Genomic DNA, 13,094 nt, shown 5'->3' with positions numbered 1-13,094 from the left:
CCCCATCGCTGCCACCGCCGTTGATCGGTGACGGGCGGAGCACCGATCCCAGCACCTGGGCATCCAAGGCCGAGTTACTCCACAGCCCCCAGCTCGCGTTTCGCGTGGGTTGGGGGCTGTGGTCGTGCAACCTCTGCCCGCCGCACCGCGCCCGGACGTCCAGCCGAGCCGTGTCCGCCGATCCGTGCGGCCGTCCCCCGCTTCCTGCCCAGCCTTGTGCGGCTAACCCTGCCTCGGGCCATCTTCCCCGCAGCAGGCATCGGGCAGCGCAAGGACGTCGCTGGCCACAGGCCGCAGGGGACCCCCCCATCTTGCGCCTGACCCCCTCCTGCTCCAACGACTTGAGAGGCCCTCATGCCGTCCTTCACCGCGCACTGCACGTTCGACGCCGGCGGCGGTCTGACCCTCGCCTTGGAGACCAACCCGTATCTCCTGGGCCGTGTGGTCGCCGTTCTCCGTAACGATCACAAGGGATGGGCGCATGCCGTCCGGATCCTGGACCACAACCCGCACACGCAGTTGCCCCGCGGCCACCGCGGACTGCTCAACAAACTGCACACCCAGGTACACGACCGTCAGCTCCTGGATGGACTCCGTCGGCTCTTCGACGACTGCGCCCACCTCCTACTCTCCCCTGGAAGGCCTGCCGCCTCCGAGGACCTGCCCACGGCATCACTTACGGTGAAGGTTGCAGCCGAGGGCGGCAATTGCCGCCACGTCACTGTGCATGCGGAAAACGCGCGGGAGCTGGCCAGCACGTTCGTCAATCTCCCCGACACCTGGAACGACACGGCCCACGAGTGGCCGCTTGCCTCGGCACCCTCCTTCCTCTGCGAAGCTGCCGAGCGCGCCGTACAGTCCTCCTGGGCTCGAAGCCGTCGCGCCCAGGCAAACAGCGACACCTACGATCACGCCTTCGGTTCGCTCGAAGCAGCCTTCTCCGGCAGTGCCGAAGGACCCCTAGGGCAGTGGACCGTCAACGGTGACGATTGCGGGATCGAGCTGTTCCTGAGCACCGCCGACCCCAAGGACTCGTGGCAGTTGCTCCGCCTCCTGGAGGCGTGGCTCGGAGACCATCAGATGCCGGATCTCACGATCACGATGGATGAGACCCGACGCAGTGTGGAGGCGAACCTGCGCGGCACGGCGCCGGTGCACTTCGTTGCCTGGTATCGCAACAGGCCCCGTCCGGCACAAGGCGTTCGAGGAGAAGATCAAGACAGCGCGAAGGCAGCAGGACCGCGGCACCTGTGACTGGAGCGGCCTGCACGCCATCACCGAGACCATCGTCAAGGCTTTCGATTGAACGGCGCAGGATCTCTCAACGACTTCTCGTCATGCCCGTCGGCGAGGTCACCACCCCCTGACTTGCCCGCCTGGCCTCGCCTGCGCGCCGACCCGCCCCGGCTCGGGGGCCGCACCCACCGCGCCTTGCAGCCCTAACCCACTGGTCCGCGACGGTGAACCCGCCGCCCGGCACTCACCACCGAGACCAGGGACCAGCCATGACCACGACCGCCCCCGACTCCATTCCCGTCCACGCCGACTGGACCGACCGCCAGCGCACCCGCCTTACCGGCATCCTCATGTTCACCCTGGCCCCGGCCCACGACTCCAGGCTCTCCGCCCAGGGCAAGGAACCCCAATTCCACATCACCGGCTCCACCCGCACCGAGCAGGTGACCGCCTTCAACGACTACGGAGACGAGCGATTCCACATCTCCGGCACCCTCGACAACGTTGCCCGGGCCGCCGCCGACTGGCTCGGCCTCAGCACCCCCCTGAACCTCCAGCTCCACCACGAGTACAAGAACCGCTGACCACCCCAAGCCATCCCCTCCCGGCCCCCGTCCCGCCACCCAGCGGCACGGGGGCCGATCCGTGCGCCCCCGCCCCCGCTCGCACCGCGCGGGGGCGATGGTCCGACCCCTGGTCGGGCCCGCGTTCGCGTGTTGCCGCGATCGTTGGCGCCGCCCTCACCGGCCTCTGGCACGCCAGAAAGAGGGTTGCGCGGCTTGCCCGCCCGCCAGCCATCGTCAATCCAGCCGCAACAGCACACCCCCAGCCTGGCCGGACCACCGCGGCCGCCACCTACCCCCAGGCCCCTTCCTTCCGGGCTGGAGCGAACGGGCGCATCGGCCCGGAGACCACCACATGGAAACGGAGATGTGACATGAGCGACCCCTTCTGGACGGTGATCGCCGAACAGCACAAGGAGCTTCAGTCGGCCCGCACCGCCGACGACGTCATCCGCATCCTCAGCCACGACCGCAACCCGTACGGCCCGGACTGGGACGGCGCCGTGGGTGACGCCTTCTTTGCAGGTTCCGGAGGCGACAAGACCGTCAACGCCGCCCTGCGCATCGCCGGCTGGACAACGAGCTGGGCGGAGTCCTCGATCTGCTACACGATGCGCGCCCCCGACGGATCGATGATCACCTACATCGAGGGAGACATCTACCGGGGCGATCGCCGCACGAACAACAGCTAAACGGCCAACTGACCGGGCCTTTGCTGCTCGTACAAGGCACACCCCGACGGTGCGCGCCTTCGTGTTCGTCATCCCCGTGTCCGCCCCCGAGTTCCCGCTGACTGCGCGGTGGTCGGGGGGCGTTGGCGTGCCCTCCGGCCGCCGCCCGCACCGCCGGAGGGCTGTGCCGTACGGTGTCCCGCCCGGCAGCCCAGCCGCACAGCGCCCGCCGTACCGCGCGCGGCTCGCCCCGGTATCCACGGGAACGATCGCCCGCCAGGTTGCCGCGCTTACCGGCCTAGCGGTGACGGTGCTCCAGCCCACCCGGGCACCGTCACCGAAGGAGCACCCCTGCATGTCCGACAGACTCGAATGGGCCGACACCACCAGCGGCGCCCAACTCCTCTTCCCCGGGGACGACATCAACGGCGCCACCGTCGCCGCCGGCGAGCTTGCCATCGCCTTCTGGACCGGCTCCAACGGCATCGCCTTGTCCGGTCCGCCGCAGGACCTCGCCGACCGCCTCGAACAAGCCGCCGCCATCGCCCGCACCGCCGCAGTGCTCCTCGCCGAGCCGCAGCGTCACCTCCCCGACGAACTCAACCCCTGGGCCTGGATCGCCCCCGGCACGGGTACCGACTCGGCCGAGGAACACGACAACACCCTCTGCCGCACACCCGGCATCACCGTCGCCGACCCGCGCCGGGTCACCTGCGGCGGCTGCGTCGCCGCCTGGAACGCCCGCCAGCCGGACCAGTTCGTCATCCCTGTCGCACTCTCCGTCCCCGCCGACCCGGTCGACTGCCGCATCGGCGACCAGCTGCCGTACGCGTCCATCACCTGGTTCAGCGACGACCCTGGAGCCGAGGAAGACCACGGCGCCCACGGGGGCAACCAGGACTGAGACATCCCCGCCCAGCAACCGGTCCCCGGGCGCAGCGACCAAGCGCCGCGCCCGGGGCCCGAGCCAGGCCAGGGCCGGACCACCTCAGGCTCCCCGCCCGCCCGCCGCCTCAGGCAGCCGCACCATCCGATCCTCGCCCCGCACAGACGCCCCCTCTTGTCCGTGCGGCGGCGGCCCCGACACCGAATCAAAGACCCCGGCCGCGCGGGCGACATCACCGTCACCCGCCTCGCCTGACTCCCACACCACCGGCGCCCCCGTCTTCCGGGGGCAGCCACCACGCAGCGCCCGGAAACCGACTCCCCGCTGCGGTACTTGGGCCGAAGAACTGCCCGCCCTGCCCCGCCAGCACAACCTCATCCCGCCCGCCGAGAGGGACTGACCGTGACCGAAATCATCGAGACCAGCAACGACGGACGCTACCGGCTGCGGTTGAAGCCGGACACTGACGCCCACAACCCGCGCACCAATTACGATCACCTCACCCACGTGATCACCCTGCCGGACAACTACTACGCCGACGTCGACAAGGACGGCGGCGGTCCCCTTGAGGAGGGGTGGAACCAGATCAAGCACCGGGACAACGCAGTCGAGATCTTCATCCGATGGGCGCGCATCGTCCATGGTGTCGTGGCCATCGAGGACCAAACCCATGACGGCCCCGGCACCATTTGGTACCTGATGCCGGAGGGCATCGCCGAGGTCACCGACCCGACGGAGTACATCCGCAGCGAGATCGCGGAGTACCGGGCATGGGCGAGGGGCGAGGTCTACGGCTACATCATCGAAAAGGCAGTGGCCTGGAAGCCTGTCATCGATGAGCACGAGGATGTGATCGTCGGTGAGCGCACCACATGGGAGGAAGTCACCGACGGCTCGTGCTGGGGCCTGATCACGTACGAGTGGGCAGAGCAGGAAGCCAGAGACCAGTTCACCGTCTGCCTGGAGCGTCGTCAGCGACCAACGGCCCACCCCGCAACCCGATCCCGCCTACAACCGGCCCCCCGGGGCGGGCTTGCGTGCCTTGCTCCGCGCGCGTCACCGTAGGGATCACTAGCCCGGGGGGCGGCCCCTTCGCTTCGTTCCTCCCGGGCCCCGGTCTTCTTGTCTCCCTGCCTCGAAAGGCGCTCCCGTGCCCCACTTTGAACACGCCGCCCCCGTGGTGTCGCCGGCGGAGTACCAGGCACTGACCCTGCAGGAAGTCGGAGACGAGCTCGTCGTCGGCGGGGTTGTCTACAGCCGCAGCGAATGGGAGCCGGACGCCGAGGATGGCGTACGCCACCACCCCGACGACTCCACCACCGCGCCCGCCCGCACGGTCACGCCCACGACTGCGGGCAGCTGGGACGTAGGAAATTTCCCCTTCTGATCCAGCCCGCCCCGCACCCCGCGTCCGCCGCGCCCAGACCACCGGCCATCGTGGCGACGGTCCCGCGTCTGCCCTTCAGGGGGAAGCAACCATGTCCGAAACGTACCGGCTCTACAGCTTCACCATCACGAGAATGACGTCCGGCCAGCGAAGCGCACTGCTTGCCGCGGTCGAAGCCGGCGGGCGGCTGCCGGATGCCGTAGTGCCCGCGCGTGTTCTGGAGTCGATTCCGGAGGCATGGGCGCGAACCGACGAGGAGACCGGCAGCCGGTTCCTCACCCCCAAGGGGCGTGCCGCGCTCATCCCGCTCGACCGCTTCCGGCAGTTGCGGCGCGCGAACCCGGAGACAGGCGCGGTCTACGGGCTTAACCACCGCGACGGCCAGGGGCTGCACCGCGACGGGTTGGTGATCTTCCAAAGCCGTGACAGCCGCATCACGGGACCCACTGACTACTGGATGACCAACGCCCGCCCGTACATCACCGAACGAGGCCGGAAGCTGGTCGGGATGCCGCTGACCGCTCCGCCGTTCGCCGTCCGCCTGCCCGTGGGCTCCCACGCCGTGTGGATTCGGGAGGGCGCGCCGCCCAAGCCTGTGGAGGTCAAGAGCTGGCCCTTCTCCGACGGCACGGTGCGCGTCCACCCGCTCACCGGTCAATGGCCGGCCTACCGCGAGGACGAGGTGCCAGCAATCGAACTCCTCCCGGGCTGACACTTCCCACACGTTGTATCCGCTGTCTTGCCGGATACGTGGAGGCCTGCGCCCGCCGCCCGGGGGGTGCGGGCCTTCGGTGCCGTTCGCCCGCCCGTTCGCCCGGCGCGCCCGCCTGCGCCGCTCGCCGGCGCCGGGGGGTGTTGCGGGGGTAGCTGCTGTACCCAGCACGGTCACCGCACCACGAACCGACCACTGCTGGGAGAACCACCCGTGCCTCACACCGCCACACTCACCGCCCCGGCCCCGGCCCTGTTCACCACCCGCCCCGCTCTCGACCACGAACTGACCGCCACCGGCACCTGGAAGGCCCTGCACACTGCCGTGCACGCCTCTACCCCCAGCCTGACCAGCCAGCCCCACCACAACCAGGGCAGTGAGCCGGTGTGCGGCCTGCGCTTCACCGAAGACACCCCCCACACCGGCCAGGCCCGCACCAGGGGCACCGTCGTCATCACCCCCGACGGCCACCTCACCATCCGCGCCTACACGATCCCCGGCCACCGGTGGCTCGCCGCCCTCCAGCACCTCGGCACCCTTGACCCCCGCGCGCTCCGTCCCGGTGCACGCACCACCGCGTCCGCCAGCCTCGCCACCCCCTCCTGGTTGCTGCACCCACAGGTGAAGGACCGCAGCTTCCGGGGCCACCTCCAACCGGCCGACCACGTACACGCCACGACGCTCACCGAACTCCCCGACAGCATCGGCGACGTCAACGCCATGCTCACGGTGGTCCCCGACAGCCGAGCCGCGTGCCCCGCCGCCTGGCTGCTCGCCGTCGGCTTCTTCCACCTGCTGGCCACCGGCGCCCCCGCCCTGATGCCCAAGTCCACCGCCCCCGCCGAAGCCGGTCACGTGAGCTGAACGCGGGCGCCCTGACGCCGTGCACCAGAACGATGACGATGACGATGACGATCCGGTCAGTCCTGGCCGACGCGAGGCCTGGTCCGGAGACACCTGGCACGACTTCTACCCCGCCGGTGGAAGCCTGAGAGCCGGTCTCCTCGGATGACCCGCGCCCGCCCCGCGCGCCTTGCCGGGCCCGTCCCTTCCCGCATCACCGTCCGGTCCCGCCCCTGCAATCAGCCGGGGGCGGGCCGTTCCGCGTTCGCACCCCCTGCCTTGATTGATGGGACGGCCTTGTTCGCCGCGGGATCCAGGCCGTCAGCGCGGCCCAGGCGCGACGTCAACGCTCCATATCTCGGCCCGGGTTGCCGTCCTAACTGGCCGCGCCCCGACAGTGCCACCACCAGCCGCAGCCCGGCACGCCCTCAACGGCCCGCGCGACAACCACCATTTCCCCCAAGCACGAGAGGCAGTCCCGCCATGTCCTTCCTGCGCCTGACCACCGTCCGCGACCTCGACGGCGAGCCGATAGCCACCGTCAACGCCCAGTTCGTCACCAGCACCGACCTCCCGCACACCTGGCTGATCATCGCCACCGCCGACGACGAAAGCGACGACGGATACGACGACCCCACCGCCCACCTCGGCTCCTACGGCCCGTTCGCCGACCCCGACGGCGCCCGCGCCTGGGCCGAAGCCCACCTCGCCCCCTACGCCACCCGCTACACCGCCGTCCCACTCACCGCCCCGTACACCTACGCCGACGTCGAGAAGGCCCTCGGCAAGCCGGTCCGCACCTCGAAGGAGCTGCGCCCCGCCCGGGCGGACACCATCGCCAGCTACTTCAAGCCGTACGCCCTCACCCGCCTGCGCTACGGCACCCGGACCGACACGCCCCGCCACGGCTTCACTGCACGCGAGACCGAGCACCCCGAGCTCGGGCCGGTCGTCGAACTCACCGCCCTGGGGCCCGACCGCTACCAGCGCGACCGCGACCACAGCGTCATGCAGACCGTCCTGAACTTGGACCACCCCCGCTACGAGGTCACCGACCATCACACCCAGCTCCTGGTACGCCGCCTCGCCGACGCCGAGCTCCACGCCCGCGCCGACCAGGCCGCCGCCCGGGTGGCCCCCCACCTCGCCGGCCTCACCACCAACTGACCCCACCACCGACGCCACCGAGGGAATCACTCATGCACATCTGCGAGCGCAACAGCCTGCCCGACGGTGAGGAACTCACCCCCCGCCAGGCCGCCGACCCACGCACATCCCTGCTGGCCTTCCGCGCCGCCGTACGCCGCGCCCGGCACTCCCCGACCCCGTCAACCCTCGGTGCACTGCGCCGGGCCGTCCTGCCGCTCTCCGAGGGTCAGCCCAGCTCCCTCATCGATGAGAGGCGCATGCCAGTGCTCCGGCTGCTGGAACTCGCCGAGGAGTCGCCGCTCTTCCCCCGCATCGACCTCATGATGTCCACGGTGGTCGACCTGACACGGTTGATGCCGAGCTGGATGCCCCCGTACGCAGCGGAGGCCATGGCGAACGTGATGCGGCTGCTGGCCGTGTGTCACGAGCACCAGACCGACATGGAGGAACATCCGCTCAACCCCTGGTCCCGGGCGGCCGAAGCGGGAACACGTCTCGTCGGCATCATCCTGCGGCGCACCGACCCACGGCCAGCCGATGCCCTGATGCTGCGCACCGCCGAGGAGTTCGCACGTTGGATGAAGGCCGCCGTCGCACACGCGGCGGTAGCCACGGCCGCACAGTTCGCCGAGCTTGTTGCACGGGAGTACGGCATGTTTCCCATCGGCCCCCGGATCGGCCGGATGAACGGCGGCGCCGTCGAATGGTCCCGGCTCATCGGCGCCACCCGCTACGACTTCAGGCTGTTCGAAGCGGGATGGATCGAAGCCTTCCCGAACGGCCGCGTGGACGTACGCCGCTCCGGTTCGTCCGAGGACTTCCGCACGTTCCCGCTGACCGCCCGGACCCGCCGCAAGGTAACCGACCGGTTCACCGCCTCTCTGTGATCCGCCCGTCCCGCGCCGCGTCGCCGGGCCTCGGCTCCCGGAACGCTCGTCTCCTGTGCCGAAGTTCCGGGGGGCCATCGACCTGTCCGGCGTGCCGTCCGGTTGCGGCCGTTGCCCCGCATCCGGTCAAGGTACGAAGCATCGGCCCGGGCAGGCGGTGACCACGACCACCCGCCTCCTCGGGCCGCCTCAAACCCTCATGCAGAAGGAGCCCGTAGCTGTGAGCTACTCCCAGACCCGGCAGAGCATGCTGCACAACCTCACCGAGATGAAGCCGCCTGCTCCACCCATGGTCGTGGCCGAGTGGTCTGAATCTTGTGCGTGCGGCGGCAACTTCCTCGGCCACGAGGAAGAGCCGTGCCGCCCCAACTGCACCGGCTACTACCCCGTGCGCAGCTGGGACCCCCCGCAGCAGAGTGGGGAGGCGATGTGCCCGACCTGCCGGTCCATGAACCGCTGGCTTCACCTGTGCGACCGGACGGGGTGGGGCCGGGAGACATGTGCGTGCCGCGAGAACCACAACCTGGATAGGTTCAAGGGGTAGTGGATCGTCCTCGGACACCCGGCGGCAGCCTCCAGGCAGCGGGACAGCCCGGTGACAGCTACGGCCCCACACTCGCAGGCCCCTGCTACGCCTGACCCCGCCGACCCCCCCGCCACGGCCCCGCACCCCCGGACACCCGTCCCGGGATGCGGGGCCGCCCGCACACCCGCCCCTGCCCGCTCCCTGCCGCGCCAGCCGCGCTCTTGCCCGCCTAACCGGCCGCCGTCACACCCTCACCCCATCAACCAGCCGCACCCCCGATGGGAGTTCAACCGTGACGACCGCCGTGACCCGCCCCCTCACCGTCACCGCCTGCATCGACACCCTCCACAGCGGCCCCGCCCCCGGCGTGTACACCGCCACCGTCTACATGAACACCCACCGCGACAACTTCGACGGCTACGAGCCCCACCACCCGCTCGCCGCCGCCACCCGCCCCAACGGCAGCCCCCTGCGCCTGGTCTTCCAGGCCAGCGACCGCATCCACAGCCACGAGGCCGCCGCCGGGGCCGTCTTCGACGTCAGCAACCACCAGCGCGCCGACGACGACGGGCAGACCTGGCCCGCCGATGTCCGCTCCGTCTCCGTCGGCGACGTCATCAAGGTCACCGGCCCCGACCACTGGATCGTCTACCTCAGCGTCGACCCCTCCGGCATCCCCTCCGGCTTCTCTGCCGTTCCGGAGCCCACCGCCCTGGTCGACCTCGCCGGTACCCGCGCCACCCGCCGCCGCTGACCCCGGCCCCGCGCCCCGGCCCCGTCCTGCACCCCGCAGGCGGGGCCGTCCGCAGGTCCGCACGCCCACCCCGCACCACTCGGCGCCCGCCCCGTCCGGCGCGATCGCGCCGGGACAGGTTCCAACCGCTCACCGCCTCTCCGCCCGCCGCTTGCGGGTGTAACCCCCGCCCCCGCGACTGTGTGGCCCGCCGCCTCCCGCACCCGCCGCTCCGTAGCGGGGACAGCGCGCCCGGCAACAGCCCACCCACACCCGCCCCCTCCACCCCCTGCCGGGGGTCGGTGCACCTCAGCTGAGAGGCATCCGAACGTGAACACCGCACTGCCGTCCCGCGACATAACCATCCGACCGGTCCGGGCAAGCGAGGCCGACACACACATCGAACTGACCCAGCTCGTCGACCTCCACACGCCTGCCGAGGAACTGCCCGGCCTCTTCGCTGCCCTCCGCGCGTCACTCCGCCACGAGGGCGGCCCGCTCTCCCACGGCCTGCACCACTACCTGTTCGCCGAGAGCTCCGACGGCACACCCGTTGCCTCGATCCACTGCGGCCCTCCTCTGTGGATCTTCCACAACTCCGCCATCTACCCCCACATGCGGGCACAGCTCATCGAGCGCGTCAGCTGCATCGACACAATCGCCGTCCACCCTGACTACCGCGGCCGCGGTATCGCAAGCCGTCTCCTGCACCGTGCAGAGGAAGACTTCCGCAACGCGGGTTTCGTCGCACTGACGCTGCGCCACGAGCACGACAAGAGGCACTTCTTCACCCGCCACGGCTACACCACCGCCTCCCGGCTGACGATGATCCTGCCGCCCGTCGGCCTGGTCACTCAGGCCAATCCGGGCTGGAGGCACGCAGTCAAGCCCCTCACCGATGACGTCTCCTTCACCACGGTGCAGGGCCTTCACGCGGCCACGGGATTCCTGCCCGTCTGACCCGACCCACACCGCGCCCCGGCCCCGCCCTGCACCCCGCAGGCGGGGCCGTCCGCACGCCCGCCCCCGCACCACCGCCCGCCGCACCCCCGCCTTCCCTGAGCAGCCCAGACCCCGGTGTTGCGGCACTAACACCGGCTTCGTCCACCGTCTCCCTGCCGGAGCCGACCCCGGCACCGCACCCCCCGCCGTCCGACGGAAAGGCAACCCCGTGGGCTCCACCCTCTACCGCGACCGTACGAAGACCTCCGAGACCGACCAGGAGATGTGGGACAGCCCCCTCAACACCTACCTGCGAGAACACCAGATGGGCCGGGCCGGGACCATCTGCACCCTGCCGGACATGATCCGCCACGTGGAAACGATCGGCGCTCTGTGGTGGCAGCACACGCACCCCACTCAGGCGACCCTCGGCGCCATCCAATTCATCAACCGCGGCATCGTCGGCCCCTCGCTGACCCCCCTGATCGACACCGCCGAACTGTTCACCACCGTCGCGGTCGAAGGACTGCGCTCCTGGCACACCCTCCTGGCCACTGATTCCTCCCGGCGCGCCGCCTACGGAGACGACCACGCCGATCTGCTGCTGCCCGCCTTCACCTTCGGTGAGTACCTCTTCGAAGAGGAGGGCCTCCACTGCGTCTTCATCGACGGCACTCGGCGCACTGTGCCCGCCGGGACCGTCGTCGCCATGCTCACCATCGACCGCATCCCGACCTACAGCTCTCCGCAGGAATTCGGCCTCCCCAGCTACTCCGACACCAGGACCCGCATCGCCACCACCGACTACTTCCGTCAGGCCGACGCCATCCAAGAGGGCTGGAAAAAGGCTGCCGACGACGCCACGCATCAGGAGCGCCCCACCGCCGGCTGAACCCCCGACCCCGGCCCCGGCACCCTCGTACCCCCGCCGCTGCGACTCTGAGGTCCGCGCCACCGCCCGCGTTGCCCCGCTCATCGCCCTGACCGGCCGCAGCCACGCCCCGTCAGCGAGTAGCGCCTACTCCCCGAGCAGCCGACGGCCCCGCACCTGGGCCGTCGGCTGCTCGGGCCGCGCGAAGCTACGAGCCGCCCACGGCCACCCCCCCCACCCCCGGTCCGAGACAGCACCCGGGCTTCCTGGATTGCGCAGCTAACTGCCTCGTGCAGCACCGTCAGTTCGGCCGGTGAACGCCCTGCACGGACCTCTCCGTGCGCCATCAGCGCCCGGCCCGGCCGGGCCGCACCGGACACGGGACTCCCCCCTCCCGCACCGCGCGACCCGGCCACTCCCGCACAGTCACCCCTCCACCCGGCCCGGCACCAGCCGCTCACACAACGGAGCCCAACGATGATGTCCCACGCACGCCAGCCCTCCCAGCGCCGCGCCACCCGCATCAAAACCGCCGCCATCCTGGCCGGACTCCTCGCCCTCACGCTCCTCGCCCTCGCAGCATCCCTCGGCACCCTCCCCACCGACACCGCGTCCTGAAGCCCCACACCCCGGCCCCGCCCCCGCACACCAGGGGGGCCGGTCCACGTACCCACACTGCGGCTTGCCCGACTAACTCCCCGTCCACTCACCATCGGCCCTGCCGCGCCCGCCCCTCGGCGGCCCCGCGCGCATCCCCATCCAGCTCGACAGATGCCAGAGGCCGACATGACCAACCACACTCCCGCCACCGGCGACACCCCGAGCACACCAGACCCCACTTTCGCTTCCCTGAGCCACCCCGAGCGGGTGAGGCACCTCCTCAGCCTGCCCGCCGACCAGCGCCCCGCCTGGTTCAACGAGGTCATCCGCGACATGACCAAGGACACCGGCGATACCACCGCAGTCGCCGACAACGCCGAGGCCGCCATGAACCACCCCGAACAGCTCCGGCAGCTCCTCGCCCTTCCCGCCGATCAGCGCCCCGACTGGCTCAACGAGTTCCTCGGCACCATGACCATCCCGCCGATCCCCGACACCAGCACCAACCCCCTGCTGGACGTCGTCATCGCCAACACCGCCTACGGCGAGAAGAACTGCACGCTCGTCTTCCACCTCGACATGGTCCTTGCCGCAGCCGAGCACGCAGCCGCCGCCACCGAGCACAAGCTCGGCTACGGAGAAACCGAAGCCGTGCCCCGCCTGTGGTGGGCCAAGGACGACGGCACCTACCTCATGAGCAACGGCCAGGACCCCACCGACACCGGCGAGGACAACAACCGCCTGCCAGCCGTCGTCCACGCCGACGGCTGGGGACCGGGAACCGACGCCCGCTCCGTCCTCGGCGGCGACGACTTCCGCGAATCCATCGGCCTGACCACCCCCATCGACGAGGACGGCACCACCCTGCTCGACATGCTCCGTGACGCCGCCGCCCACGGCGCCACCCGCTTCCTGCTGGAAGCCACCTTCGACGACCAGTCAATGAAGCTGACCTACATCACCGAGTAACAGCACCGCTCCCCCCACGGCCCCAGGGGGGGGGAGCCGGCAGCGCATGGGGGGGATCTTCTGTTCCTCCCCCCACGGACGCCACCCCCCCCCCCCCCCCCCCCCCCCCCCCCCCCCCC

General features: G+C 70.6%; 15 protein-coding genes. All 15 read left to right on the top strand.

Annotation, left to right across the window (positions count from 1 at the left end; translation table 11 throughout):
• Nucleotides 1-354: 354 nt before the first annotated feature.
• Entirely contained in the window at nucleotides 355-1,254 is a 900-nt protein-coding gene (locus ACFWM2_RS32825; RefSeq protein WP_383287526.1) for a hypothetical protein, read from the top strand.
• 251 nt (nucleotides 1,255-1,505) lie between these two features.
• A complete protein-coding gene (locus ACFWM2_RS32820; RefSeq protein WP_383287524.1) occupies nucleotides 1,506-1,820 on the top strand; it encodes a hypothetical protein in 315 nt (104 codons plus the stop codon).
• Between the two features lie 353 nt (nucleotides 1,821-2,173).
• Nucleotides 2,174-2,491, top strand: a complete 318-nt coding sequence (locus ACFWM2_RS32815; RefSeq protein WP_383287522.1) for a hypothetical protein — start codon at nucleotides 2,174-2,176, stop codon at nucleotides 2,489-2,491.
• Between the two features lie 334 nt (nucleotides 2,492-2,825).
• Nucleotides 2,826-3,374, top strand: coding sequence for a hypothetical protein (locus tag ACFWM2_RS32810; protein WP_383287520.1), 549 nt, complete (start codon nucleotides 2,826-2,828; stop codon nucleotides 3,372-3,374).
• A gap of 384 nt (nucleotides 3,375-3,758) precedes the next feature.
• The gene (locus tag ACFWM2_RS32805) at nucleotides 3,759-4,421 is read left to right on the top strand and encodes a hypothetical protein (RefSeq protein WP_383287518.1); all 663 of its coding nucleotides are present in this window, start codon (nucleotides 3,759-3,761) and stop codon (nucleotides 4,419-4,421) included.
• 85 nt (nucleotides 4,422-4,506) lie between these two features.
• A complete protein-coding gene (locus ACFWM2_RS32800) occupies nucleotides 4,507-4,743 on the top strand; it encodes a hypothetical protein (protein WP_383287516.1) in 237 nt (78 codons plus the stop codon).
• A 133-nt stretch (nucleotides 4,744-4,876) separates the two neighbouring features.
• Entirely contained in the window at nucleotides 4,877-5,455 is a 579-nt protein-coding gene (locus ACFWM2_RS32795; RefSeq protein ID WP_383287514.1) for a hypothetical protein, read from the top strand.
• 213 nt (nucleotides 5,456-5,668) lie between these two features.
• Complete coding sequence (locus ACFWM2_RS32790; protein ID WP_383287512.1) at nucleotides 5,669-6,319, top strand: hypothetical protein; 651 nt, start codon at nucleotides 5,669-5,671, stop codon at nucleotides 6,317-6,319.
• Nucleotides 6,320-6,781: 462 nt separating this feature from the next.
• Nucleotides 6,782-7,465, top strand: a complete 684-nt coding sequence (locus tag ACFWM2_RS32785) for a hypothetical protein (protein WP_383287510.1) — start codon at nucleotides 6,782-6,784, stop codon at nucleotides 7,463-7,465.
• 32 nt (nucleotides 7,466-7,497) lie between these two features.
• Nucleotides 7,498-8,334, top strand: a complete 837-nt coding sequence (locus tag ACFWM2_RS32780; protein WP_383287508.1) for a hypothetical protein — start codon at nucleotides 7,498-7,500, stop codon at nucleotides 8,332-8,334.
• 818 nt (nucleotides 8,335-9,152) lie between these two features.
• Nucleotides 9,153-9,614 (top strand): hypothetical protein, encoded by a 462-nt coding sequence (locus ACFWM2_RS32775; RefSeq protein ID WP_383287506.1) that lies wholly within the window; start codon nucleotides 9,153-9,155, stop codon nucleotides 9,612-9,614.
• A 309-nt stretch (nucleotides 9,615-9,923) separates the two neighbouring features.
• The gene (locus ACFWM2_RS32770; protein WP_383287504.1) at nucleotides 9,924-10,553 is read left to right on the top strand and encodes a GNAT family N-acetyltransferase; all 630 of its coding nucleotides are present in this window, start codon (nucleotides 9,924-9,926) and stop codon (nucleotides 10,551-10,553) included.
• A gap of 211 nt (nucleotides 10,554-10,764) precedes the next feature.
• Nucleotides 10,765-11,427, top strand: coding sequence for a hypothetical protein (locus ACFWM2_RS32765; protein ID WP_383287502.1), 663 nt, complete (start codon nucleotides 10,765-10,767; stop codon nucleotides 11,425-11,427).
• Nucleotides 11,428-11,883: 456 nt separating this feature from the next.
• Nucleotides 11,884-12,024, top strand: coding sequence for a hypothetical protein (locus ACFWM2_RS32760; RefSeq protein WP_383287500.1), 141 nt, complete (start codon nucleotides 11,884-11,886; stop codon nucleotides 12,022-12,024).
• 168 nt (nucleotides 12,025-12,192) lie between these two features.
• Nucleotides 12,193-12,975, top strand: coding sequence for a DUF3085 domain-containing protein (locus ACFWM2_RS32755; protein ID WP_383287498.1), 783 nt, complete (start codon nucleotides 12,193-12,195; stop codon nucleotides 12,973-12,975).
• The last annotated feature ends 119 nt before the right edge of the window (nucleotides 12,976-13,094 follow it).

Source organism: Streptomyces sp. NPDC058371 (assembly GCF_042723265.1).
Classification (GTDB): domain Bacteria; phylum Actinomycetota; class Actinomycetes; order Streptomycetales; family Streptomycetaceae; genus Streptomyces.
This window is presented reverse-complemented; position numbering and strand designations above follow the sequence as displayed.

Excerpts from the sequence above, each read along its gene's own strand:
- ACFWM2_RS32825 (WP_383287526.1), top strand. The coding sequence starts at position 355 with ATGCCGTCCTTCACCGCGCACTGCACGTTCGACGCCGGCGGCGGTCTG.
- ACFWM2_RS32820 (WP_383287524.1), top strand. The coding sequence starts at position 1,506 with ATGACCACGACCGCCCCCGACTCCATTCCCGTCCACGCCGACTGGACC.
- ACFWM2_RS32815 (WP_383287522.1), top strand. The coding sequence starts at position 2,174 with ATGAGCGACCCCTTCTGGACGGTGATCGCCGAACAGCACAAGGAGCTT.
- ACFWM2_RS32810 (WP_383287520.1), top strand. The coding sequence starts at position 2,826 with ATGTCCGACAGACTCGAATGGGCCGACACCACCAGCGGCGCCCAACTC.
- ACFWM2_RS32795 (WP_383287514.1), top strand. The coding sequence starts at position 4,877 with ATGACGTCCGGCCAGCGAAGCGCACTGCTTGCCGCGGTCGAAGCCGGC.
- ACFWM2_RS32785 (WP_383287510.1), top strand. The coding sequence starts at position 6,782 with ATGTCCTTCCTGCGCCTGACCACCGTCCGCGACCTCGACGGCGAGCCG.
- ACFWM2_RS32780 (WP_383287508.1), top strand. The coding sequence starts at position 7,498 with ATGCACATCTGCGAGCGCAACAGCCTGCCCGACGGTGAGGAACTCACC.
- ACFWM2_RS32760 (WP_383287500.1), top strand. The coding sequence starts at position 11,884 with ATGATGTCCCACGCACGCCAGCCCTCCCAGCGCCGCGCCACCCGCATC.
- ACFWM2_RS32755 (WP_383287498.1), top strand. The coding sequence starts at position 12,193 with ATGACCAACCACACTCCCGCCACCGGCGACACCCCGAGCACACCAGAC.